At 67.0% G+C, this 23,988-nt stretch carries 25 protein-coding genes; 11 read left to right on the top strand and 14 right to left on the bottom strand.

Annotated elements, in window-relative coordinates; translation table 11 throughout:
* Positions 1–3 precede the first annotated feature (3 nt).
* The 10 genes from DK847_RS16315 to coxB form a co-directional block, all read right to left on the bottom strand.
* A complete protein-coding gene (locus DK847_RS16315; protein WP_111199596.1) occupies positions 4–1,263 on the bottom strand; it encodes a M16 family metallopeptidase in 1,260 nt (419 codons plus the stop codon).
* A gap of 10 nt (positions 1,264–1,273) precedes the next feature.
* The gene (gene thrC / locus DK847_RS16310; protein ID WP_111199595.1) at positions 1,274–2,665 is read right to left on the bottom strand and encodes a threonine synthase; all 1,392 of its coding nucleotides are present in this window, start codon (positions 2,663–2,665) and stop codon (positions 1,274–1,276) included.
* A gap of 71 nt (positions 2,666–2,736) precedes the next feature.
* Positions 2,737–3,483 carry an SURF1 family protein gene (locus DK847_RS16305; RefSeq protein ID WP_111199594.1) on the bottom strand — a complete coding sequence of 249 codons (747 nt, stop codon included), beginning with the start codon at positions 3,481–3,483 and terminating at the stop codon, positions 2,737–2,739.
* Positions 3,480–3,854: a DUF983 domain-containing protein gene (locus tag DK847_RS16300; protein WP_111199702.1), complete on the bottom strand. Its 375-nt coding sequence runs from the start codon at positions 3,852–3,854 to the stop codon at positions 3,480–3,482. Before DK847_RS16300 ends, DK847_RS16305 begins: the two co-directional genes overlap by 4 nt.
* A gap of 70 nt (positions 3,855–3,924) precedes the next feature.
* Positions 3,925–4,776: a cytochrome c oxidase subunit 3 gene (locus tag DK847_RS16295; RefSeq protein WP_111199593.1), complete on the bottom strand. Its 852-nt coding sequence runs from the start codon at positions 4,774–4,776 to the stop codon at positions 3,925–3,927.
* A gap of 12 nt (positions 4,777–4,788) precedes the next feature.
* Positions 4,789–5,370, bottom strand: coding sequence for a cytochrome c oxidase assembly protein (locus DK847_RS16290; RefSeq protein WP_111199592.1), 582 nt, complete (start codon positions 5,368–5,370; stop codon positions 4,789–4,791).
* The gene (locus DK847_RS20805; RefSeq protein WP_193548208.1) at positions 5,370–5,519 is read right to left on the bottom strand and encodes a hypothetical protein; all 150 of its coding nucleotides are present in this window, start codon (positions 5,517–5,519) and stop codon (positions 5,370–5,372) included. Before DK847_RS20805 ends, DK847_RS16290 begins: the two co-directional genes overlap by 1 nt.
* An 8-nt stretch (positions 5,520–5,527) precedes the next feature.
* Complete coding sequence (locus DK847_RS16285; RefSeq protein ID WP_111199591.1) at positions 5,528–6,484, bottom strand: heme o synthase; 957 nt, start codon at positions 6,482–6,484, stop codon at positions 5,528–5,530.
* A gap of 16 nt (positions 6,485–6,500) precedes the next feature.
* Complete coding sequence (ctaD, locus tag DK847_RS16280) at positions 6,501–8,144, bottom strand: cytochrome c oxidase subunit I (protein ID WP_111199590.1); 1,644 nt, start codon at positions 8,142–8,144, stop codon at positions 6,501–6,503.
* A 20-nt stretch (positions 8,145–8,164) separates the two neighbouring features.
* Positions 8,165–9,067, bottom strand: coding sequence for a cytochrome c oxidase subunit II (gene coxB, locus DK847_RS16275; RefSeq protein WP_111199589.1), 903 nt, complete (start codon positions 9,065–9,067; stop codon positions 8,165–8,167).
* Positions 9,068–9,397: 330 nt separating this feature from the next.
* Here coxB and DK847_RS16270 point away from each other — a divergent pair, with 330 nt between their 5' ends.
* The 5 genes from DK847_RS16270 (at position 9,398) to DK847_RS16250 (ending at position 14,264) form a co-directional block, all read left to right on the top strand.
* Positions 9,398–10,063: an invasion associated locus B family protein gene (locus DK847_RS16270; protein WP_111199588.1), complete on the top strand. Its 666-nt coding sequence runs from the start codon at positions 9,398–9,400 to the stop codon at positions 10,061–10,063.
* A 121-nt stretch (positions 10,064–10,184) separates the two neighbouring features.
* Positions 10,185–11,612: a metalloprotease TldD gene (gene tldD, locus DK847_RS16265; RefSeq protein WP_111199587.1), complete on the top strand. Its 1,428-nt coding sequence runs from the start codon at positions 10,185–10,187 to the stop codon at positions 11,610–11,612.
* A 5-nt stretch (positions 11,613–11,617) separates the two neighbouring features.
* A complete protein-coding gene (locus DK847_RS16260) occupies positions 11,618–12,229 on the top strand; it encodes an HAD family hydrolase (protein ID WP_111199586.1) in 612 nt (203 codons plus the stop codon).
* Positions 12,226–13,581, top strand: coding sequence for an MATE family efflux transporter (locus DK847_RS16255; protein WP_111199585.1), 1,356 nt, complete (start codon positions 12,226–12,228; stop codon positions 13,579–13,581). The genes DK847_RS16260 and DK847_RS16255 overlap by 4 nt, the downstream gene beginning before the upstream one ends.
* A complete protein-coding gene (locus DK847_RS16250; RefSeq protein WP_111199584.1) occupies positions 13,578–14,264 on the top strand; it encodes a DUF937 domain-containing protein in 687 nt (228 codons plus the stop codon). The genes DK847_RS16255 and DK847_RS16250 overlap by 4 nt, the downstream gene beginning before the upstream one ends.
* A 5-nt stretch (positions 14,265–14,269) precedes the next feature.
* Here DK847_RS16250 and DK847_RS16245 read toward each other — a convergent pair whose 3' ends face one another.
* Entirely contained in the window at positions 14,270–14,521 is a 252-nt protein-coding gene (locus tag DK847_RS16245) for a YjiS-like domain-containing protein (RefSeq protein ID WP_111199701.1), read from the bottom strand.
* 154 nt (positions 14,522–14,675) lie between these two features.
* On the opposite strand from DK847_RS16245, the gene DK847_RS16240 reads away from it, so the two are divergent.
* A complete protein-coding gene (locus DK847_RS16240) occupies positions 14,676–15,557 on the top strand; it encodes a LysR substrate-binding domain-containing protein (protein ID WP_111199583.1) in 882 nt (293 codons plus the stop codon).
* Positions 15,558–15,559: 2 nt separating this feature from the next.
* Here the strand turns inward: DK847_RS16240 and DK847_RS16235 are convergent, their stop codons facing one another.
* The 3 genes from DK847_RS16235 to DK847_RS16225 form a co-directional block, all read right to left on the bottom strand.
* Positions 15,560–17,332: a PAS domain-containing protein gene (locus DK847_RS16235; RefSeq protein ID WP_111199582.1), complete on the bottom strand. Its 1,773-nt coding sequence runs from the start codon at positions 17,330–17,332 to the stop codon at positions 15,560–15,562.
* 87 nt (positions 17,333–17,419) lie between these two features.
* The gene (locus DK847_RS16230; RefSeq protein ID WP_111199700.1) at positions 17,420–18,766 is read right to left on the bottom strand and encodes a glutamate--cysteine ligase; all 1,347 of its coding nucleotides are present in this window, start codon (positions 18,764–18,766) and stop codon (positions 17,420–17,422) included.
* A gap of 117 nt (positions 18,767–18,883) precedes the next feature.
* Positions 18,884–19,618, bottom strand: a complete 735-nt coding sequence (locus DK847_RS16225; protein WP_111199699.1) for a 16S rRNA (uracil(1498)-N(3))-methyltransferase — start codon at positions 19,616–19,618, stop codon at positions 18,884–18,886.
* Between the two features lie 48 nt (positions 19,619–19,666).
* Between DK847_RS16225 and ubiA the strand changes: the two genes are divergently transcribed.
* From ubiA to DK847_RS16200, 5 genes are all read left to right on the top strand, one after another.
* The gene (gene ubiA, locus DK847_RS16220; RefSeq protein ID WP_111199581.1) at positions 19,667–20,605 is read left to right on the top strand and encodes a 4-hydroxybenzoate octaprenyltransferase; all 939 of its coding nucleotides are present in this window, start codon (positions 19,667–19,669) and stop codon (positions 20,603–20,605) included.
* Positions 20,602–21,924, top strand: coding sequence for a TldD/PmbA family protein (locus DK847_RS16215; protein WP_111199580.1), 1,323 nt, complete (start codon positions 20,602–20,604; stop codon positions 21,922–21,924). The genes ubiA and DK847_RS16215 overlap by 4 nt, the downstream gene beginning before the upstream one ends.
* On the top strand, positions 21,917–22,702 hold the full coding sequence (locus tag DK847_RS16210; protein WP_245414645.1) for a 3'(2'),5'-bisphosphate nucleotidase CysQ: 786 nt from the start codon (positions 21,917–21,919) through the stop codon (positions 22,700–22,702). The genes DK847_RS16215 and DK847_RS16210 overlap by 8 nt, the downstream gene beginning before the upstream one ends.
* A gap of 13 nt (positions 22,703–22,715) precedes the next feature.
* The gene (locus tag DK847_RS16205) at positions 22,716–22,967 is read left to right on the top strand and encodes a DUF4170 domain-containing protein (RefSeq protein ID WP_111199698.1); all 252 of its coding nucleotides are present in this window, start codon (positions 22,716–22,718) and stop codon (positions 22,965–22,967) included.
* A 79-nt stretch (positions 22,968–23,046) separates the two neighbouring features.
* Positions 23,047–23,949, top strand: coding sequence for a DMT family transporter (locus DK847_RS16200; protein ID WP_111199578.1), 903 nt, complete (start codon positions 23,047–23,049; stop codon positions 23,947–23,949).
* Positions 23,950–23,988 lie beyond the last annotated feature (39 nt).

The following is a 23,988-nucleotide window of genomic DNA, read 5'->3' as shown; positions in this document are numbered from 1 at the left end:
CTGTTACGCAAAATGCCGGGCAATCGTATCATATCCCGCCATGTCGCCAATGTGGCCGACAGCACTGAAAGCCGGCTTGTGGTGGCGGAACAGCCGCTCTGCCAGCGCCCGCACCTGTTCCGGCGTCACCGCCTCGATCTTGGCGGTCAGGGTGGCGATCGCCGGCACCTCGCCGAAGGCCAGGAACTGCCGGGCAATCTGGTCGGCCCGCGCCGAGGCGCTTTCGAGGTTCATGACCAGGCTGGCCTTGAGCTGTGCCTTGGCGCGCGCCACCTCGGCCTCCGTCACCTCCTGCGCCACCGACAGCATCACCTCCGAGGTGAGGTCGAGCAATTCGTTGGCATGCTCGGGGCTGGTCGCGGCATAGACCCCCACCTGCCCGGCATCCTCATAGGCCGAGCCGAAGGAGAAGACGCTGTAGCAGAGGCCGCGCTTCTCGCGCACCTCCTGGAACAGGCGGGACGACATGCCGCCGCCGAGGATGTTGGAAAGAACCTGCAGCACATAGATGTCGGGGTCGCGGTAGCTCGGCGCCTCGAAGCTCAGCACGATGTGGGCCTGGTCGAGCGGCTTTTCCGCCGTGCAGCAGGTGGGCAGGAAGCTCGGCGTCTCGCGCTGCGGGTCGACCCCCTGCTCGATGTGGCCGAGCAGCCTTTCGGCCTCCGCCGCGAAGGCCTTGTGGTCGATGTGGCCCGCGGCGGCCACGACGATGCGTGCGCCCCAGTAATTGCGGTTGCGCCAGTCGAGGATCTGCTGGCGCGTGACACCGCCCACCAGTTCCTGCGTGCCGAGGATGGAGCGCGCCAGCGGGTGGCCGCCGAAGCTTGCCGCCTGGGCGAGGTCGAAGACCAGGTCGTCGGGCTGGTCATGCGCCGCGGCGATTTCCTGCAGGATCACGTCGCGCTCGCGTTCGAGCTCCTCCTCGTCGAGTTCCGGCGCGGTGAAGATGTCGGCCAGGATGTCGAGCGCCAGCGCCCAGTCCTGCTTCAGCACGCGGGCGTAATAGGTGGTGGTTTCCATGCCGGTGGCGGCATTGATCTCGCCGCCCGCCGATTCGATTTCCTCCGCGATGGCACGCGCCGAGCGCTTCGGCGTGCCCTTGAAGGCCATGTGCTCGAGGAAATGCGCGATGCCGTTTTCCTCCGCCCGCTCGTCGCGCGCGCCGGCCTTCACCCAGATGCCCAGTGCCGCCGTCTCGAGATGCGGCATGTGGTGGGTGATGACATGGATGCCGTTGTTGAGGCGGGTGATCTCGACGCTCATGCTGCTGCTCTCACGCCTGCTGCTGCGACAGGATGAAGTCGCGCACGCGGCCCACGTCATTGGGCAATACCGTGAACCGTTCCTTCGCCGTCAGCAGGCCGGAAAGCCGCGGCGGCAGTCCGGGGCGGATGCCGCAAGCCTTCTCGACGGCGTCGGGGAACTTGGCGGGGTGCGCGGTGGCGAGCGTCACCATCGGGCTGGCCGAGGCCTCCGCCTTGCGCGCGACGGCATAACCCACCGCCGTGTGCGGATCGAGCAGCTCGCCCGTCTCCGCCAACGTCTGGCGGATGGTCAGCGCCGTCTCTGCCTCATCGGTCGCGCCGGAGCCGAACTCGTGGCGGATCTGCGCAAGCTCGCGGTCACCGATCGTGAAGCTGCCGGACTGGGCAAGTCCCGCCATCAGGTGACGCACCGCATTGGGATCGCGCCCATAGGCCAGGAACAGCAGGCGCTCGAAGTTGCTCGAGATCTGGATGTCCATCGACGGGCTGGTGGAGGCCTTCACGCCGCGCTGCTCGTAGCGGCCGGTCTTCAGCGTGCGGTCGAGGATGTCGTTGACGTTGGTGGCGATCACCAGGCGGTCGACGGGCAATCCCATGCGCTTGGCGACGAAGCCAGCGAAGATGTCGCCGAAATTGCCTGTCGGCACGCAGAAGCTCACGGCGCGGCCCGGGGCACCGAGCGACAGCGCGGCGGTCACGTAATAGACCGTTTGCGCCATGATGCGCGCCCAGTTGATGGAGTTGACGCCCGCAAGCCCCACACGGTCGCGGAAGGCGTGGTCGTTGAACAGCGCCTTCACGATGGCCTGGCAATCGTCGAAATTGCCCTCGATGGCGATGTTGTGGACCGAGGGGGACTCGACAGTCGTCATCTGGCGGCGCTGCACCTCCGAGACACGGCCATGCGGATGCATCATGAAGACGGCGGCATGGTGCGAGGACTTGAAGGCCTCGATCGCCGCACCGCCGGTGTCGCCGCTGGTGGCGCCGACGATGGTGGCCCTGGTGCGGCGCCGCGCCAGCGCCCAGTCCATCAGCCGCGCGAGCAGCTGCATCGCCACGTCCTTGAAGGCCAGCGTGGGGCCATGGAAGAGCTCAAGCAGAAACTGGTTGTCGTCGAGCTGCTTGAGCGGCGCCACGGCGGGGTGGCCGAAGCTGGCATAGGCCTGGCCGATCATGCGCTTCAGCTCGTCATCGGGGATGGCGCCGCCGATGAAGGGGTGCATCACCGCGAAGGCCACATCCTCATAGCTCCTGCCCTGGAGCTGGGTGATGGCGCGGCTGGAAAGTTCCGGCCAGACGGCGGGCACATAGAGACCGCCGTCACGGGCGAGACCGGTGAGCAGAACGTCTTCGAAACCGAGTTCCGGGGCCTCGCCCCGGGTCGACACATAACGCAAGGCCGTGACCCCTCAAGCAATTCGGGGCAGCTTTAGCCCTGCCCTACCGGCCCATCAAGCGATGGTTTCCCTCACCGTCCGGCGTCCCAGTTCCGGCGCCGCCGCCTCAGGTCGTAGATGTAGAAGCCCGCCACCCCCAGCAGCGTGGCGGCAAGCCCGAACCAGGTGATGGCATAGCCCAGGTGGTTGTTGGCGAGGTCGGCCTTGGGCTCCTCGGGCCGGGGGAATTCCGCCGTGGTGGCGGAGGGCAGCAGCTGCACGATGAAGGGGAAGGGCCGGAGCTCGGCCGGCAGGCCGCTGGCTGCCAGCATGGCCTTGACGTCCCACCAGTACCACATGTTGCCCTTGGGGTCATTGGCGGGGTCGAAGAAGCCCTGGCCGTAAGGATGGGTGCGGATGACGCCCTCGATCTGCTGCGGGCCAGCGGGCTGGTCGAAATGCTCCAGCCGCTGGCCGGGCAGCTTGCCGCGGTCGACGATTACCGCCCAGCCGTCGCTGCTGGCGGCCGGTTCGAGGATGGTCCAGCCCTGGCCGCCCTGGTAGCTCGACAGCATCTTCATCCAGGCATCGGTCTTGTAGGTGCCGGTAAAGGTGACGCGCACGAACTCCACGTTGCTGCCGGCCCGCGACATGTTGAAGGCGGTGGGAAGATCGACCGGCGGGGCGGCGGCATTGGCCGCGAGCTGCGCGAGCAGCGCTTCCTTCCAGGCCAGCCGCTTCACCTGCCAGGCGCCCAGCGCCATGAGGATGGCGAAGCCGGCGAGGGTGGCGATGACCACCGGCCAGATGCGCGGCGGGCGCTGATGCGGGCGGATCATTTGCCGAGCCGCCCCTCGCGCGCATCGGCCTTCCACTGCTGGTTGATGAGCACGCCCTTGACCGGGCGGAGCAGCAGCAGCGGCAGCACGATGAGCACCGGAACGGCGATCAGCGCATGCACCCAGTAGGGCGGGCTGTAGGCGGCCTCGACGCCGAGGATCGACCCCACCCCGGCAACGCAGACGAAGAGCATGACGAACCATGCCGCGCCATCGCCGCCATCGGCGAATTCATAGGACAGGCCGCAGCTCCGGCACTTCTCGGCGAGGGTGAGATAGCCGTCGAACAGCTTTCCCCGGCCGCAGCGCGGGCACGTGCCGGCGATGCCGGTCTTGAGGGGCGACAGGTCGGGGTAATAATTCTCGCTCATGGCAGCCTCGAAAAGCACAGGGGCCGCAGCGGGTGAACCGCTGCGGCCCCATTCTAGCAGGGACGGCGGATCAATGCTCCGGAATGATCACGCCCGCCGAACTCCAGATATAGACGGTGGCGAACAGGAACAGCCACACCACGTCGACGAAGTGCCAGTACCAGGCCGCCGCCTCGAAGCCGAAATGCGCCTTCGGCGTGAAGGCCCCGCGCGAGGCGCGGATCAGGCACACGAGCAGGAAGATGGTGCCGATGATGACGTGGAAGCCGTGGAAGCCCGTGGCCATGAAGAAGGTCGAGCCATAGATGTTGCCGCCATGGTCGCGGCTGAAGGCGAAGGCGGCATGGGCATATTCATAGGCCTGGATGGCGGTGAACAGCAGGCCCAGCAGCACCGTGGCGAGCAGGCCCATCTGTAGGCCCTTGCGGTCGTTGTTGAGCAGCGCATGGTGGGCCCAGGTGACCGTGGTGCCCGAGGTGAGCAGGATCAGCGTGTTGACCAGCGGCAGGTGCCAGGGATCGAAGATCACCACGCCCTCGGGCGGCCAGACGCCCCCGGTGGCCGCCGCGCGCGAGGCCTGGATGGCCTCGCCGGGGAACAGGCTGGCGTCGAAGAAGGCCCAGAACCAGGCGACGAAGAACATCACTTCGGAGGCGATGAACATCAGCATGCCATAGCGCATGTGCAGCGCCACCACCGGCGTGTGGTGGTTCTGGTTGCCCTCGATGATGACGTCACGCCACCACATGAACATGGTGTAGAGCACGCCGAGCAGGCCGATGATCATGATCGCCGGGTTGGACCCGTGCATCCAGGTGACGGCGCCGACCGCGAGCACGAAGGCGGAAACCGAGCCGACGAACGGCCACGGGCTCGGGTCGACCAGGTGGTAATCGTGATTCTTAGCGTGAGCGTCAGCCATATCCCCTACTCCTTAATTCGCGACGCTGGCGGGGGCCGCTGTCTTGGCCTCCGTCACAGCCTTGGGCTTGTCCACCGGATAGAAGGTATAGGACAAGGTGATTTCATCGACGCCCGCCGCGTCCGGATCCTTCAGCATGTCCGGATCGACGAAGAACGTCACGGGCATCTCGATCTTTTCGCCGGGCTTCAGCGTCTGCTCGGTGAAGCAGAAGCACTGGATCTTGTTGAAGTACGCGCCCGCCTGCGGTGGCGTGACGTTGAACACGGCGGTTCCGGTGAGCGTCTTGTCGGAGCGGTTCACGGCCTCGTAATAGGCCATCTCCTGCTCGCCGAACCTGACCTTCACCGCGGGCTTCACCGGGTGGAAGGCCCATTCGAGCTTGCCGGAGGTGTTGGCGTCGAAACGCACCGATACCATCTTGTCGAGCACCTGCCGGGGCGCGGCGTCCGCGCGCTGCGTGGTGCCGCCGAAGCCCGTCACCTGGCAGAACAGCCGGTAGAGCGGAACCGAGGCAAAGGTGAGCCCCACCATCGCCACCACGGTGGCGGTGGACATCAGCACGACGCGGGTGTTGCGGTGGGTCTTGGCCATCACATGCTCCGCATCGCCACCGAGCCGCCGAGGCGCACGATGGTGGTGACGAAGAACAGCACGGCGAGTGCCACGAGGATCAGCGCCATGGCCAGCGCCCGCTTCTTGCGGCGTGCCATGTCCTCGGGGCCGAAGGGCTGGTTGGTCATGGCATCCTTCATCCGAAGACCGGCGCGAAGCTGGGAAGGCCGATGGCGCGCTCCACCAGGATCAGCGCGAAGACGATGAACAGCCACATGGTGGAAAAGCCGAAGAGCTTCTTGCAGGCGATCTCCGCTTCCTGGCCCTCGCGGATGCGGTAGACCCGCCACGCATGCCAGATGAAGACCACACCCAGTGCAATGTTGGCAACGAGGTAAAGCCAGCCCACCGTGCCGGTGAGCGCGGGGAACAGCGTCACCGGGAACAGGAGCAGCGAATAGAGCAGGATCTGGCGGCGCGTCTCATCCGTGCCGGCCACCACCGGCAGCATCGGCACGCCGGCATTGGAATAGTCCGCGTTGATCTTCTTCCACAGCGCCAGCGCCCAGAAATGCGGCGGCGTCCAGGTGAAGATGATGAGGAACAGCGCGATGGAGCCGAGGTCGATCGAGCCCGTGACCGAGACCCAGCCGACCATGGGCGGGAAGGCACCGGCCGCACCGCCGATCACGATGTTCTGCGGCGTGAGGCGCTTCAGCCACATGGTGTAGATGGCGATGTAGAAGAAGATGGTGAAGGCCAGAAGGGCGCCGGCGAGCACGTTGACCAGCAGGCCCAGCACCAGCACGGAACCAACCGCCAGCACCATGCCGAAACCCAGCGCTTCCGACGGGGTGACGGCACCGGCGGGGACGGGGCGCTTCGCGGTGCGCTTCATCACCGCGTCAATGTCGGCGTCATACCACATGTTGAGGGCACCGGCCGCGCCCGCGCCCACCGCGATCGCCAGCAGCGCCACGAAGGCGAGCCAGGGGTGCAGCGTGCCGGGGGCGGCGATGATGCCCACGAAGGCGGTGAAGATGACGAGCGACATCACCCGCGGCTTCAGCAGCGCGAAATAGTCCTTCACCGTCCCCTGGCCGCCTGCGACGGCGGCCGGGGCTTCGGCGATCTGGGCGTTGATGTCGCTCATCCTGTTGTCCGTCCGGTTACTTGATCACCGGCAGGGTGGAGAACTGGTGGAACGGCGGGGGAGAGGAGAGCGTCCACTCCAGCGTCGTCGCACCCACGCCCCACGGATTGTCGCCGGCCTGGCGCTTCCTCGAATAGGCATCGAACACGCCGTAGAGGAACACGAGGACGCCGATGGCCGAGAGGTAGGAACCATAGGACGAGATCTGGTTCCAGCCCGCGAACACCGTCGGATAGTCGATGTAGCGGCGCGGCATGCCCGAGAGGCCCAGGAAGTGCTGCGGGAAGAATACCATGTTCACGCCGATGAACATGATCCAGAAATGCGCCTTGGCGATGGTCTCGTTGTACAGGTAGCCGGTCATCTTCGGGAACCAGTAATACCAGCCTGCGAAGATGGCGAAGACCGCGCCCAGCGACAGCACGTAGTGGAAGTGGGCGACGACATAGTAGGTGTCGTGCAGCACGCGGTCAGCACCGGCATTGGCCAGCACCACGCCCGTCACACCACCCACGGTGAACAGGAAGATGAAGCCCAGCGCCCACACCATGGGGGCGCGGAACTCGATCGAGCCGCCCCACATGGTGGCGATCCACGAGAAGATTTTCACGCCCGTCGGCACCGCGATGATCATCGTGGCGGCGACGAAGTAGGCCTGCGTGTCGGCATCCAGGCCGACGGTATACATGTGGTGCGCCCACACGATGAAGCCGACGACGCCGATCGCCACCATGGCATAGGCCATGCCGAGATAGCCGAAGACCGGCTTCTTCGAGAAGGTCGCCACGATCTGCGAGATGATGCCGAAGCCCGGAAGGATGAGGATGTAGACTTCCGGATGGCCGAAGAACCAGAACAGGTGCTGGAACAGCACCGGGTCACCACCCGCCGACGGCACGAAGAACGAGGTGCCGAAGTTGCGGTCGGTCAGCAGCATGGTGATGCCGCCGGCGAGAACCGGCAGCGACAGCAGCAGCAGGAACACCGTGACCAGCACCGACCACACGAACAGCGGCATCTTGTGCAGCGTCATGCCGGGGGCGCGCATGTTGAAGATGGTGGTGATGAAGTTGATGGCGCCGAGGATCGACGAGGCGCCGGCGATGTGCAGCGCCAGGATCGCGTAGTCCATGGCGGGGCCGGGCTGGCCGGTGGTGGACAGCGGCGGATAGATGGTCCAGCCGCCGCCGACGCCGAAGCCGCCGGCCGGGCCCTCGACGAACATCGAGATGATGAGCAGGCCGAGCGCGGGCGGAAGCAGCCAGAAGGAAATGTTGTTCATGCGCGGGAAGGCCATGTCGGGCGCACCGATCATCAGCGGCACGAACCAGTTGCCGAAGCCGCCGATCATGGCGGGCATGACCATGAAGAAGATCATCAGCAGGCCGTGCGCCGTCACGAACACGTTGTACATGTGCTTGCCGGCATCGATCGCGGCATCCGCCGGCGTGCCGTAGACCATGGTGGCGAGGCCCTGGAAATACTGGATGCCGGGCTCGGCGAGTTCCATGCGCATGACGATCGACAAGATGCCGCCGATGATGCCGGCGAAGATCGCGAACCACAGGTACATCGTGCCGATGTCCTTGTGGTTGGTCGAATAGACGTAGCGCTTCCAGCCCGTCGGGTGGTCTTCGTGCGCAGCGATTGCGTGTGCCATTCTTTTTGCCTCGTTCCCGATTACTTCTGAGCCAGCTGGCCGTCGGCGGCTTCTGCGCTGGCGAGATACTTGTAGGCCTCGTCGAGGCCGGCGGTCTGGGCGGTCTTGGCCCAGGTGTCATATTCGGCCTGCGGGACGACATGCACTTCGATCGGCATGTAGGCGTGGTCCTTGCCGCAGAGCTCCGAGCACTGGCCGTAGAACACGCCCTCGCGCTCGGCATGGAACCAGTCCTGGTTCAGGCGGCCGGGGATGGCGTCGATCTTCATGCCGAACTGCGGGATCGTCCAGGAGTGGATGATGCCATCCGGGTCCGAGGTGACGATCAGCTTCACCGTCTTGTTCACCGGCACGACGACCGGATAGTCGGTCTTGAGCAAGTAGGGGATGTTGGCCTCCTCCGCCGTCTTCATGTCGCGCGCCTTGTCGTCGAGCGAGGCGGTGAAGGACACCTTGGCCGAACCATCGTCGTTGAGGCCGAGATCGGGATATTCATAGGTCCAGTTCCAGCCGGGGTTGCCGATGACCTTGATGGTCATGTCGGCGGCGGGAATGTCGCGCTGCAGATAGAGCAGGCGGAACGAGGGGACCGCGATGACCACGAGGATGAGGATGGGGACCACCGTCCAGACCACCTCGATCATGGTGTTGTGCGTGGTGCGCGAGGGCACCGGGTTGGCCTTGGCGTTGAACTTGGCCATCACGTAGAGCAGCAGGGCCAGCACCACCAGCACGACCACCGTGATGATCGGCAGCAGCAGGCCGTTGTGGAAGGTGTGGATGCCGTCCATCGAGGGCGAGTTGGCGGGCTGCAGCCCCATCTGCCAGGGATGCGCATAGCCATCAATCGCCCAGGCCGCCGGGGCGCCCGCGATTCCTGCCGCAAGGGCAAGTCCTGCCGTCAACGTGTTGCGAAACTTCATCGTCACCCTCTCTCATCAACGCCTTGCGGCTTTCGCGCAAGGTTGCGGGGGCCATAGCTGTCCCTTGGAGCCCCCACTCCAAACATCGATTGTGAACCACATTCGACCGTCCGCCGCAACTTTGGGCAGGCGCGGCAAAACGTCGTGCCGTGGTCCGCCCCGGCCGCAACCGGAATTCCGCCCCAATTCCCCCCGAAACCGCCCGCCGTCAACCCGGCAAGCATGCAGCGCAACGGCAGAAATTGCCGCGAATGGCGGTTGTGCAAGCCACCCCGCGGCGCTAAACCCGCCGAATCGGGAACCAGAAGGTAGAACTCCGTGCGAATTAACATGAAGCTGAGCCACCTGCTCGCCCTCACCTCCCTTGGCCTGGCGCTCAGCCTCGGCCTGCCCGGCATCGCCGCCGCCCAGGACGACACGCAGCAGCAGGCTCCCGCCGCGGGCGACCAGCAGGGCCAGCCGCAGTTCGGCCCGCGCGCCAAGAAGGGCAACCAGCAGCAGGCCCAGCCCGGCCAGCAGCAGCCGGCCCCGAAGATCGACCTCATTGCCGAGAACGGCCAGTGGAAGGTGCAGTGCGAGGACGTGCCGGCCGTCGAGGGCCAGCCCGCCGGCCGCCAGTGCGGCATGATCCAGGTGACCCGCAGCGAGAAGAACCCGAAGGCCTCGCTCACCCTGGTCATCGTCAGCACCAAGCAGAACGGCAAGGCGCTCTACAACATGCGCGTCATCGCCCCCATCGGCGTGTTCCTGCCGACCGGCGTCGCCCTCGAGATCGATGGCAATGCCGTCGGCCGCGTGCCCTTCACCCGCTGCATGCCGCAGATCTGCATGGCCTTCGCCGAAGCCAGCGCCGACACGCTGGGCAAGATGAAGAAGGGCAAGGCGGCCAATTTCATCATCTACGAGGCGCCGGGCATCGGCCTGCCGATGAAGCTGTCGCTCGAGGGCTTCTCGGCCTCGCTCGCGGCGCTCGACAAGGCCAGCGCGCCCAAGTAACCCGACGCTTCTGTCCCGAAGGTCGAGGGCCGTTCCGCCGGAACGGCCCTTTTCATTTCTGGCAGAATGTGCGCCGCTCACCTATCTTGGCCCAGACAGCCTCTGACTGACAGGTGACACCGTGCCCGCAACAGCCCCCGTTTCGCTTTTTGAGTCCGACGATTTCAGCCGCAGCCAGGCCGAAACCATCGTTGCCGACACGCTGAAGGGGGCGGAGGACGGCGAACTCTTCGTCGAGAAGCGCCAGACCGAGAGCCTCGTCTGGGACGATGGCAAACTGAAATCGGCGAGCTTCGACGAGAGCCAGGGATTCGGCCTGCGCGCCGTGAGGGGCGAGACTGCCGCCTATGCCCATGCCACCGACCTCTCGATCGCCGCGCTGCGCCGCGCCGCCGAGGTCTGCCGCACCGTGGCGACGGGCGGCGCGGTCAGCCATGCCGTGGCGCCGGAGCGCACCAACCGCAAGCTCTATTCCGACGCCAACCCCTCCGCGGCCATGGGCTTTTCCGAGAAGATCGCGCTGCTGCAGAAGGTCGACGCCTATGCGCGGAGCCTCGACCCGCGCGTGAAGCAGGTCTCGGTTTCGATGTCGGCCGACTGGCAGGCCGTCGAGATCCTGCGCGGCGATGGCTCCCGCTACCGGGACGTGCGGCCACTGGCGCGCTTCAACGTGGCGGTGGTGTCTTCCGATGGCAAGGAACAGGGCCAGGGCCATCATGGGCTCGGCGGCCGCGGCGAGCCCCTGTCCTATTTCACCGATGACATCTGGATGGCCGCCACGCAGGAGGCGCTGCGCCAGAGCCTCGTGTCGCTCGAGGCGCGGCCCGCACCGGCCGGCGAGATGGATGTGCTGCTCGGACCCGGCTGGCCCGGCATCCTGCTGCACGAGGCCGTGGGCCACGGCCTCGAGGGCGATTTCCACCGCAAGAAGACCTCCGTCTTCACCGGCATGCTGGGGAGCCGCGTGGCCTCCAAGGGTGTCACCATCGTCGATGACGGCACGCTCCCGGACCGCCGCGGATCCATCACCATCGACGACGAGGGCACGCCGTCCAACTGTACCACGCTGATCGAGGACGGCATTCTCGTCGGCCTGATGCAGGACCGCATGAATGCCCGCCTCATGGGCGTCGCCCCCACCGGCAATGGCCGCCGCCAGTCGCATGCCCATGCGCCCATGCCGCGCATGACCAACACCTACATGCTCTCGGGCGACCGGCACCCGGAGGAGATCCAGCGCTCGATCAAGCGCGGGCTCTTCGCCAAGTCCTTCGGCGGGGGCCAGGTGGACATCACCTCCGGCAAGTTCGTCTTCTCCTGCACCGAGGCCTATTTGATCGAGGACGGCAGGATCACCATGCCGGTGAAGGGTGCGACCCTGATCGGCGCGGGGGCCGATGCGCTCACCCGCATTTCCATGGTGGGCAACGACATGGCGCTCGATTCAGGCATCGGCACCTGCGGCAAGCAGGGCCAGGGGGTTCCGGTGGGTGTCGGCCAGCCGTCGCTCCGCATCGACCGGCTCACCGTCGGCGGCACGGCTGCCTGAGGCACATGAAGCCCGAGGCCGTCATCTTCGACATGGACGACGTGCTGTGCCGCTACGACCTCGGCCGCAGGCTGAGGGCGCTTGCCCGCATCACCGGCCAGACACCGCGCGACATCCGCGCCGCCATCTGGGATTCGGGCTTCGAGGATGCGGCGGATTCAGGCGGCTACCCCGATCCCGATGACTATCTCCGGGAATTCGCGAGCCGCCTCGGCTTCCCGCTTACCCGCGCGCAGTGGGTGGCGGCGCGGCGCGAGGCCATGCAGCCCTGGCCCGACATGCTGGCGCTGGCGAAATCGATCGGCGGCCAGACCCGCATCGCCATCTATTCCAACAACGGCCCGCTCACCAAGGCCGCACTCGATGACCTGTTCCCCGCCTGTGCTGAAATCTTTGCGGAGCACTACCATTCCTTCGAGTTCGGATTGAAGAAGCCGGATCCCAAGAGCTTCACGAAACTGATGGAGCGCATGGGCACCGACCCTGCGCGCTGCTGGTTCATCGACGACAAGAAATCGAACGTGACGGGCGCGCGCATGGCGGGCCTCAGGGGCCACCACTTCGTCAGTCATGAGCAGCTGCTGCCCGAACTGCGCGCCATGGGTCTCGCCGCATGAGCCACGCGGGCGGAGGACGGCGTCCGGCCCCCTTCGTCACCGGCTCCATCATGCGCCACGTTGTGGTGATGACGCTCACCGGTGCCGTGGGCCTCATGGCGCTGTTCATGGTCGACCTCGTCGACCTGTTCTTTCTCTCGCTGCTCGACAACACGGAAGTGACCGCCGCCATCGGCTATGCCGGCACCATCGTGTTCTCCAACCTCTCGGTGTCGATCGGCTGCGGCATTGCCGCCGCCGCCCTGGTGGCGCGCAACGTCGGCGCGGGCGACCAGGCGCGGGCGAAGGAATTCGCGACGAGCGCCCTGCTGTTCTCGCTCATCACCTCGGCCACCATCACGCTGGCGATCGACCTGGGGAGCGGCGCACTCCTCTCGCTGCTCGGTGCGGCGGGCGAGGCGAAACGGCTCGCCCAGCTCTTCATCTGGACGCTGTCGCCCGGCTATGTGCTGATCGCCGGCGCCATCTGCTGCTCCTTCATCCTGCGCGGCCTCGGCGATGCGCGGCGCGCCATGTACATCACGCTTTCCACGGCACTCGTCACCGCCTGTGCCGACCCCGTCTTCATCTTCGGGCTGGGCTGGGGCATCCAGGGGGCGGCGGCGGCCACCGTGCTGGGCTATGTCGTGTCCTTCGGCATCGGGCTCCACGGCGTCGTCCGCGTGCACCGCTACATCAACCCCTTCCGGCTTTCGGGCCTCAGGCGGGATTTCCCGCCGCTCTGGGCCATCGCCTTCCCGGCCATCCTCACGCAGCTCGCCCAGCCCTTCGCCAATGCCTACATCACCTACGAGATCGCGCCCTTCGGCGATCAATCGGTGGCGGGCTTCGCCATCGTCGGCAGGCTCGTTCCGGTGGCCTTCGGCATCATCTTCTCGCTGGCGGGCTCGGTGGGGCCGATCATCGGCCAGAACTACGGCGCCAAGCGCCATGACCGGGTACGCCGCACGCTGACGGACGGGCTGATCTTCGCGGGCCTCTACACGCTCGCCACCTCGTTCCTGCTCTTCCTGTTCCGCCACCAGATCGCCGAGGCCTTCAATGCGGCCGGCCGCTCGCGCGATCTCGTGGTCTTCTTCTGCACCTTCATCGGCATCAGCTGGGCCTTCGCGGGCGGGCAGTTCGTGGCCAATGCGGCCTTCAACAATCTCGGCCGCGCGGCGCTGTCGAGCTGGTTCAACTGGGGCAAGGCGACGCTCGGCACCATTCCCTTCGCCATCATCGGCGCAAGGCTGGGCGGGCCGGAAGGACTGCTGGCGGGAACGGCGGCGGGCTCCGTCATCTTCGGCATTGCATCGGTGATCACCGCCTATAACATCGTGCGGCGCAGCGAAACGGGAGCCGCACGATGAGCCTCATGAGCATGCTGGACCAGGCCCAGGGCGGCCGGCTTTACGCGCTCGTGGCGCGCAGCGTAGACCTCGATGCGGGCCAGACGCAGAAGGCGATGGGCAGGCTCTGCCCCGCCATCGCCGAACGGCTGCACGCGAGGGCCGCCAGGGACGAGGAGCTGTTCCAGTCCCTCCTCGATCTCATCGCAGACAATGGCGCGAGCAATCCGCTGGAGGATGCCGAGGCACTGACCGGTGCCGAGGCCGTCTCCGACGGCAATGCCATCCTCGATGACGTCTTCGGCTCGCGCAGTGCGGCCATGGCGGCATTGCGTGCGGCGGATGCGAGCCTCCCCGAGCGCGAACTGGCGAAGCTCGCACCCCTTTCCGCCACCGCCGTGGTGGCCGCGCTGGCACAGGCCAACAGGCCACTCGCGCTTGCAGCGGGGCCGCTGCCCGCAGCGGGGGCCGCCAGCGGCCAGGGCTTCTTCAGCGCGTTGATCGCGGCCATCATTGCCGGCATCGTCTCGGCTCTGACGAAGAAGCTCACCGCCTCTACGCGGCGGCGGCGCACCACCTATTCCCGCAGCCGTACCCAGCGGCGGACGACCTCAGGCCGCAGCCGGACCCCCGCCCGCCGCCGCACGGCCAGCGCCTCGGTCGAGGACGTGTTCAAGGAGATTCTGGGCAACCTCGGCAAGTGAACTCGTCACTGTCCGCGCCGCCGCCGGCGGGTGGCCTGCTCCTCCAGTTCCAGCGCGGCATTGACGGTGAGCGGAAGGCCGGCGGCCCAGCGCACCTCCGTGCGGGTGACGCCGATGTCGTGCAGCAGGAAGTCATCCAGCGCGTCCAGTCGCGCCACGGCGCGCCGGGCCCGCCAGTTGCGGATGACGGTCCACAGCAGCGCCAGGCTGCCGGTGGCTTCCGAGGCTTCGGCGCGGTGCAGGGCATAGTCTCTCATGGCAAAATCCTCCTCGTGGACGGGAAGGACCATTCCTCACCCGCCGTGTCTGCCGTTTCCGTCTTGCGATGGTTGCAGAATGCACGAGGCCCATTGATTTATCCAACGAATGTATTTTATAGTAACGATCACGATCAGTGATGGATGCGCTGCCATGATCCCCAATCTCGACATCGACCTCCTCAAGACCTTCCTCGCCATTTCCGACACCGGCAGCTTCACCCGCGCCGCCGAGGAGGTGAACAAGACCCAGTCCGCCGTCTCGATGCAGATGAAGCGGCTGGAGGAACTCCTGGGCCGCCCGCTCTTCGCGCGCGACGGCCGGGCCAGCCGCTTCACGCCCGATGGCGAAAGGCTGGTCGAATATGCCCGCCGCCTGGTGGCGCTGAACGACGAGGCGGTGGCCACCTTCAAGCGCCCGGAACTCACCGGCACGGTGCGCTTCGGCACGCCGGACGATTATGCCGACCGCTACCTGCCGGAAATCCTCGCCCGCTTCGCGCGCACCCATCCGCTGGTGACGGTGGACGTCGACTGCCTCAACACCTCCGTTCTCTTCGAGCGCACCAAGCGCGGCGAGATGGACCTCGCACTCGTCACCTTCGGCTGCAACGTCAAGACCGATGAGCCGGTGCGCCGCGAGCCGCTCGTCTGGGTCACCTCGGCGCGCCATTCGACGCATCTGCTCGAGGTCATGCCGCTCGCCATCTCGCATGCCGGCTGCGAGTGGCGCTCGACCGTGCTTGCCGCGCTGGACAAGACCGGCCGCAAGTATCGCGTCGCCTATTCGAGCCCCAATTCCAACGCGGTCAATGCCGCCGTTCAGTCGGGCCTGGCGGTCGGCGCCGTCCCTGAAATGTGCGTGCGCCCCGGCATGCGCGTGCTGACCGAGAAGGACGGGTTCCCGTCGCTGGGCGAGTTCCAGATCGGCCTGATGCGCAAGCCCGGCCGGGCGAGTTCGGCGGTCGATGCGCTGGCCCGCCACGTGGCGGAAAGCCTCGGCAACCTCAGCCCCGGCATGATCGCGGCGGAATAGCCTCAGTCGCCCTCGAGGATCGAGCCGGCGGAGGCGCGGATCGACCAGCAGACGCCGTCGGGCGCGAAGTCCTGGGTCACCTCGCCGCTGAGCGCATGCTTGAACAGCCGCATCACGATGAAGGAGCCAAGGCCCTTGTGCGTCGGCGGCGTGACCGGCGGCCCGTTGCGCTCCGTCCAACTCAGAACGAAGTCCTTTTCCCCCTCCGCGCCGGGCGCCAGCTGCCAGGCGATCACCACCTCGCCCCTGTCGCCCGAGAGGGCGCCGTACTTGGCGGCATTGGTGCCAAGCTCATGCAGCGCCATGCCGAGGTTCTGCGCCGCGCCGGGCGCGATGCGCACCTCCGGCCCCTGCAGCAGGATGCGGCCGCCGATCAGGTGCTGGTAGTGGGACAGCTGCGAGGCGACGAGTTCGCGCAGCGGCACGCCCTTCCAGTAGTTCCTGACCAGCAGGTCCTGTGACGAGGCGAGCCCCGCCAGCCTTTCGGCGAAGCGCTGCGGAAAGGTTTCGATGTCGCTGGTCTTTGCCATTTGCTGGGCGATGGCCTGCACCACGGCGAGAAGGTTCTTGGAGCGGTGGTTGATCTCGCGCATCAGCAGCTGCGCATGTTCCTCCGCCGCCTTGCGCTCGGTGATGTCCTGGATGGTGCCGATCATCTTGTAGGGACCCTGCGCATCGCAGATGATGTCGAGCGCCACATTCACCCAGCGCACCGCGCCGTCCGACCAGCGGATGATGCGGTATTGCGAATCGATGCGCCGGGGCGCCGCCCTGGCCATGATCTCTTCGCCCACGGCGATGATGCGGGGCTTGTCCTCCGGGTGAAGCGAGTCCCAGTAGACGGCGTCGGTGACCTCGTCCTCGGGCCCGAGGCCCCAGATCTGCCGCACCGTGCTGTCCCAGTAGTAGTGCATCTGCGGCCGGTAGGTGACTTCGAAGACGCCGAGCTTGCCGGCCCGCAGCGCCGTCTCGAGGCGGCTTTCGCTGCGCCGCAGCTGGTCCTCCGCCTCCTTCCTCGTGCTGATGTCGCGGTAGAACATGGCCACGCCATCCGAGGTGGGATAGGCGGAAATGTCGAGCCACAGTGCACGCGTCGCGGTCGCGCAGTGATATTCCAGCAGGCCCGGCAGCTTGTCCCTCATGACGTCGCGCAGCATCGCCTCGAAGGGCGAGCCGACGACGTCGGGCCACAGCTCCCAGAACGGGCGTTTCACCATCTCCTCGGGTGTCTTGCCGCTGATGCGCGCTGCCTCGCTGTTGACCAGCGTGACACGGAACTCCCTGTCGAGGACGAGGAAGGCGTCGCCCATCGAGTTCAGCACGTTGCGCACCGTGGCCTCGCTGGCCTGCAGCGCGCGGACGGCGCGCTTCTGCGCGGTGGTTTCCTCGGCCACGATGTTGACGGCGATAACGCGGCCCTCCTCGTCGCGGATCGGCGACCAGTGCTCGAGGAAGCTCCGGCGCACGCCCGGCTGTGCGGCCGTTTCGCCCTCGATCTCCAGATTCAGGATCGACTCACCCGTTTCCACCACCTTGCGCACCAGGCTTTCGCCGATGTCGGCGAGTTTCGGCACCACTTCGCGGATGGTTCGTCCGATATGGTCCTCGACGGCAACGCCGTTCAGTTCGGCAAGCCGGTTGTTGATGCGCTGGAAGCGGAAGTCGGCGCCGACGACGGCAAGGCCCACGGGCGCGTCATTGTAGATGGCCGCCAGCTCGGACAGGGCCTGGCGCGTCTCGCGATATTCGCGGAGCAGCTCGCGATCGTCCTGCACGTCTGGAACCCCTCCTGCCCGGACGGCTGGATGCCGCGGTGGTGCCTGAAGGATTTATAGCGACCGGCTTTCCAGTTGTCAGCTTCGTCAATAGGCGAAGTCGCGGAACACCCGTGTCACGTCCTGGTGCCAGTCGCCATTGTAGAGGGCGAGCAGGTTCTCGGCCGCCGTCTTGCCGCTCTGCGCGATCTCGTCCAGCGGGTCGAGGAAGGCGGCCTCCGTCTTGCCCTTGCAGCCGTGCCTGCCGCGCGCCTCGAGTCCGGCGCGGGCGATCGCCAGCACTTCCCTGGCGATGTCCTGGACCTTCCGTCCACGGATCGTCGCGTGCAGCGCCTGCCGGGGCACGTCGTCGCGCAGCTTCTGGCGCTCCTCCGCCGTCCAGTCCTTCACCAGGTCCCAGGCGGCATCGAGCGAGGACTGTTCGTAGAGCAGCCCCACCCACAGGGCGGGCAACGCGCAGAGGCGGCGCCACGGGCCGGAATCGGCACCGCGCTGCTCGAGGTATTTCTTGAGCCGCACCTCGGGGAAAATGGTGGTGAGGTGGTCGGCCCAGTCCTTCATCACCGGCTTCTCGCCCGGCAGCTGCGGCAACCGGCCATCGAGGAAGGCGCGGAAGCTTTCACCCGACGTGTTGATGTACTTGCCATCCCGCATCACGAAATACATCGGCACGTCGAGCGCATAATCGACATAGCGCTCGAAGCCGAAGCCATCCTCGAAGGCGAAGGGCAGCATGCCGGCGCGGGCATTGTCGGTGTCGCGCCACACCTCCGAACGATAGGACAGGAAGCCATTGGGCTTGCCGTCGAGGAAGGGCGAGTCGGCAAATAGCGCCGTTGCGACCGGCTGCAGCGCCAGCGACACGCGCAGCTTCTTCACCATGTCGGCTTCCGAGGCAAAGTCGAGGTTCACCTGCACCGTGCAGGTGCGGAACATCATGTCGCGGCCCTTGGTACCCACCTTGTCCATGTAGGGCGCCATGATGCCATAGCGGCCCTTGGGCATGACGGGGGTTTCGGCGAGGCTCCACAGCGGCGAGGCGCCCAGCCCGAGGAAGCCGATCCCCAGCCTGTCGCCCACCTCGCGCACCTGTGTCAGGTGCTCATGCACCTCCTCGCAGGTGTCATGCACCGTATCGAGCGGCGCACCGGAAAGCTCGAACTGGCCGCCCGGCTCGAGCGAGACGTTGCCGAGGCCATTGGGGTCCGACAATGCGATGATGTTCTCGCCCTCATAGACGCCGGTCCAGCCATAGCGGTCCTTGAGGCCGTCGAGCAGCGCCTTGATCGAGCGCGGCCCGTGGTAGGGCACCGGCTGCAGCGTGTCGGTGAGGAAGGGGAACTTCTCGTGCTCGGTGCCGATCTTCCATTCCGCCTTGGGCTTGGAACCCGAGGCCAGTTCCTCGATGAGCTGGGCCTTGGTCTCGATGGGCATGCGCGCCTTGGGGCTGTCGGGGGCGGGTCCGCTCACGGGGTCGATCCTGTCAAAATTGTGTCCGAGGATGTAGGCGGCGGGCCTCCATCCGGCAAGCGAAGATTCGGAATGGGCCCATCAGGGCTTGTGATGCCAGTCGCCCAGCACGGCCTGCACCAGCGTCAGCGCCGCCACCGCCGCCGTGTCCGCCCGCATGATGCGCGGCCCCAGTGAAATGGCCGTGACGAAGGGCAGCGACTTCAGCAGCACCTTCTCGTCATCGGTGAAGCCGCCCTCGGGCCCGATCAGCACCGCCGCGGGCGATCGAAGCGATTTCAGCGCCGCGAGCGGATCGGCGATGGTTGCCGTCTCGTCACAATAGACCAGCGCGCGGTCCTTCTCCCACTCCAGCAGCAGCTTTGGCAGCTTCACCGGCTCATGCACCTCCGGCACGAACACCAGGTTGCACTGCTCGGCCGCCTCGATGACATTGGCCGTCATGCGCTCGAGGTTCACCCGCTCCGCGATGGTGCGCCGGGTGATGACGGGCCTCAGCCGCCGCGCGCCCAGTTCGGTGGCCTTCTGCACCACATAATCGAGCCGCGCATGCTTGAGCGGCGCGAAGCAATAGTCGATGTCCGGCGGCGGCATCACGGCCGAGACCTGCCGCTCGCAGCGGATGCGGACACCCTTCCTGGTGACCTCGGTCAGATAGGCCAGCCACTCCCCGTCGCGCGCATTGAACACCGAGACGGGGTCGCCGGCGGACAGCCGCAGCACGCCCGCGAGGTAATGCGCCTGCTCGCGTTCCAGCGCGATCTCCCGCTGGTGGCCGAGCTCCGCGTCGAGGTGGAGGCGAGGGGTGGTCTTCATGGTGCGCCCGGTGTACACCGCCGCCATGAGCGAAGCCAGAAATCAAGAATGAGCAAGGCCGGCCACCCCGAAACCCGCATCGCCGACGCGCTGCCGGACCATTGGGCCGACCGTGCGCTGCCGGGTTGGGCGCGGCCCTATGCGCGGCTGATGCGGCTCGAACGGCCGATCGGCTGGTGGCTGCTCCTGCTGCCCTGCTGGTGGGGCCTCACGCTGGGCCAGATCGCCAATGGCGGCGGCCTGCCGAGCCCGTGGTATGCGCTGCTCTTCCTCGTCGGCGCCATCATCATGCGCGGCGCGGGCTGCACGCTCAATGACATCGCCGACCGCAATTTCGACGGCCGCGTCGAGCGCACCAGGCTGCGCCCCATCCCGGCGGGGCAGGTGAGCGTGAAGCAGGCGCTGGCCTTCCTCGTGCTGCTCTGCCTGCTCGGCCTCGTCATCCTGCTCCAGTTCAACTGGTTCACCGTGGTGACGGGTGCGGCCTCGCTTCTCGTCGTCGCCGTCTATCCCTTCATGAAGCGCATCACCTACTGGCCGCAGGCGGTGCTGGGACTGGCCTTCAACTGGGGCGCGCTGGTGGGCTGGAGCGCTGTCCACGGCACGCTGTCGCCCGCGCCCCTGCTGCTCTATGCCGGCGGCGTCAGCTGGACGCTGGCCTATGACACGATCTACGCCCACCAGGACAAGGAGGACGATGCGCTGATCGGCCTCAAGTCCACCGCGCTGAAGTTCGGCGACCGGTCGCTGTGGTGGCTGGCCGTCTTCTTCGCCCTTGCCATTGCCCTGATCGATGCCGCGGCGTGGCTGGCGGGCGGTTCGATCATCGCCCATGTGGGGGTTGCCGCCGCAGCCCTGCAGGCAGCCTGGCAGCTCGCCCGCTTCGCGCCCGACAATGGCCCGCGCTGCCTTGAACTTTTCCGGTCAAACCGCATATTTGGCCTCATCATCAGTTTCGGCTTCCTCCTGGATTCACTCCTCATATGACCGACGATCTCCTCGACCTGGCCGGCCTCGCCGTGGCTCATGCCCGGAAACTCGGCGCCGACGCCGTCCATGCCGTGGCCGCCGATGGCCGCTCCACCGAAATCTCCGTGCTTGACGGCAGGATCGAGAAGGTGGAGCAGTCGGAAGCCCGCGACATCTCGCTCAAGGTCTTCGCCGGCAAGTCCTCCGCCTCGATCTCCGGCAGCGTGCTGACGAAGGAGGCGATCCACCGCCTCGCCGAGAATGCGCTGCGCATGGCGAAGCTCGCCCCGCCCGACCCCCATGCAGGGATCGCCGATCCGGACCAGCTGGCCACCGAGATCCCCGAACTCGACCTCGCCGCCACCGACCTGCCCGATCCGGCAAAGCTCGAAGAGCTGGCGAAGCGCGCCGAGGCGGCGGGTCTGGCCGTGAAGGGCGTCAGCAAGTCGTCCGGTGCAGGCGCCTCGCGCTCCGAGACCTCGGTGGGCATCGTCATCTCCAACGGCTTCGCGCAAGGCTACCGGCGCACGGGTGTGGGTGTTTCCATGTCGGCCATCGCCGGCGAGGGCCTCGCCATGCAGCGCGACTATGACTATTCCTCCGCCGTCCACTTCGTCGACCTGCGCGCGCCCGAGGTGATCGGCCGCACTGCGGGCGAACGCGCGGTGGAGCGCATCAACCCGCGCAAGGTGAAGTCGCAGTCGGTGCCGGTGATCTATGACCGCCGCGTCGCCTCCGGCCTCATCGGCCACCTGCTCGGCGCCATCAATGGTGCCGCCATCGCGCGCGGCACCTCCTTCCTCAAGGATGCGATGGGCCAGCAGATCTTCGGCCCCCACATCACCATCGTCGAGGACCCGCACATGCTGCGCGGCCACGGCTCGCGCCCCTTCGACGGCGAAGGCCTGGCCTGCCACAGGCGCAACCTCATCGACCAGGGCGTGCTCACGGGCTGGATCCTCGATCTGCGCGCGGCGCGCCAGCTCGGGCTCGCCCCCACCGGCCAGGGCTCGCGCGGCGGGCCGTCGACCTCCAACGTCTTCCTGCCCGCGAGCACGGAAACGCCGGAGGACCAGATCAGGTCGCTGAAGCAGGGCCTCTACGTCACCGAACTCATCGGCTCCTCGATCAACAACGTGACGGGCGACTACAGCCGCGGTGCCTCCGGCTTCTGGATCGAGAATGGCGAGCTGACCTTCCCGGTGAGCGAGATCACCATCGCCGGAAACCTGAAGGACATGTTCCGCACCATCCGGCCCGCCTCGAACCTCGAGTTCCGTTCCTCGGTATCGGCTCCCAACTGCCTCGTCGAAGGCCTGACCATTGCCGGTGTCTGACGCCGACCTGCTCTGCGACGTGGTGCGCGAGGCGGGCGAACTGGGCCTTGCCATCGGCCGCAAGAAGGACCTGAGGCACTGGACAAAGCCTGACGGCAGCCACGTCACCGAGGGCGACCTCGCCATCAACGCCCTCTTCGAGCAGCGCCTGCGCGCGGCACGCCCCGATGATGGCTGGCTGTCGGAGGAAACCCCCGACGAGCCCGCAGCCCGCATGGCCCGCGACCGGCTGTGGATCATCGATCCGATCGACGGCACCCGCGCCTTCCTCGAGGGGCGCCGGGAATGGTGCGTGGCGGCCGCATTAGCGGTGAAGGGCCGCCCGGTGCTCGCCGCCGTCTTCACCCCGCGCCATAATGAATTCTTCACCGCCACGGCAGGCGGGGGCGCCCTGCTCAACGGCACCCGCCTTGCCCTGGCCGATCCGGCCTCGCTCGCAGGCGCCCATATCGCCGGAAACCGCAAGGCACTGGCCAGCCTCGCCGATCTCGGAATCGCCCCCGACCCCTCGGGCGCGCTGCCCCTCCAGCTGCGCCTGGCCCATGTGGCGGCGGGCCGCCTCGACGGGGCTGTCTCCATCGGCAGGCGCAATGACTGGGACCTGGCGGCGGGCGAATTGCTGGTCGCGGAGGCCGGCGGCCGGGTTTCCGGCTCCTCCGGCGAAGGATACATTTACAATCGGCCTGAGCCGTGGCAGCAAGGCCTCGTTGCTGCAGGTGCGAAGCGCCACGCGGCGCTGATCGAAGCATTGAGCGCTGCCCGGCGCTCAACGGACTAGCCCTGAGGACATGATGACCAAGACCCCCGCCAAACCCGACCAGCAGCTCCTGCACCTCGTCTTCGGGGGCGAACTCACCGATGTCGACCAGGTGACCTTCAAGGACCTCGCCAGGCTGGACGTGGTGGGCTTCTTCCCGGATTATGCCTCGGCCTACCAGGCCTGGCTGGTCAAGGCGCGCGAGACGCTGGACAGCGCCCAGACGCGCTATTTCATCGTCCACCTGCACCGCATCCTCGATCCCTCGACCCAGCAGGCGCCCTGAGCCCGGCACGGCGGGCATGGCCCGCCGCCGTTTCTGGCCGTTGCGGCGCAGCAGCCCTCGCGCCTAAGAGGCCGGACCGATGACCAGCCACAACACTCTCCGCGCCATCCTTGCCATGGTCGTGTCCATGGGCTCCTTCGTGGCCTCCGACAGCTGCATGAAGCTGGCCATGGAGCACGCGCCGCTGTTCGAGCTGATGCTGATGCGCGGGCTCGTGTCGCTCACCGTCTGCCTGGGGCTCATCCTGGCGCTCGGCCAGGCCGGCAGCATCCGCCGCATGTTCGACAAGTGGCTGGTGGCGCGCGGCGTGCTGGAGACCATCGCCAACCTCAGCTTCATCTTCGCGCTGGGCTTCATCGCCATTGCCGACCTCACCGCCATCGTCCAGACCTGCCCGCTCTTCGTGCTGCTCGGCGCCTGGGCCTTCCGCGGCGAGCATCTGGGCGGCCAGCGCCTGTTCCTGATCCTGGTGGGCATCGCCGGCGCCATGCTGGTGGCCCAGCCCGGCTCAGGTGCCGTGTCGCCGCTCGCCAGCCTCGCCTTCATCACCGCCATCGCCTCGGCGATCCGCGACCTCCTCACGCCGAACGTGCCGAAGGGCATGCCGCCGCTGGTGGCGGCCCTCACCGTCATCACCGTGCTCACCCTCACCGGGCTCGCCGGCATGCTGGCGGTCGAGGCCCCCGTCATGCCCGGCCCGCGTGAGATCCTGCTGATGGTCGTCTCCGGCACCATGGCGGTCGCCGGCCATCTGCTGCTCTACCTCACCTACCGCCTCGGCGAGGCGCGCACCGTGGCGCCCTTCATGTACACGCTCACCATCTGGGCGGTGCTCTCGGGCCTCGTGATCTTCGGCGAAGTCCCCAACCGGCTGGCCATCGCCGGCATGCTGCTGGTGGCGCTGGCGGGGCTCGCCATCATCTGGCTCGATGGCCGGCAGCGGAAGGCAGAGGCGCTGATGGCGGTCGAAGCAGCGCACTGACGGGACCCCACGTCACATCATGCCCAGGCTTGTCCCGGG

This window comes from Aestuariivirga litoralis (assembly GCF_003234965.1).
Taxonomy (GTDB): domain Bacteria; phylum Pseudomonadota; class Alphaproteobacteria; order Rhizobiales; family Aestuariivirgaceae; genus Aestuariivirga; species Aestuariivirga litoralis.
Note: the sequence above shows the minus strand (reverse complement) of the source record. Positions and strands in the feature narration are given on the sequence as shown.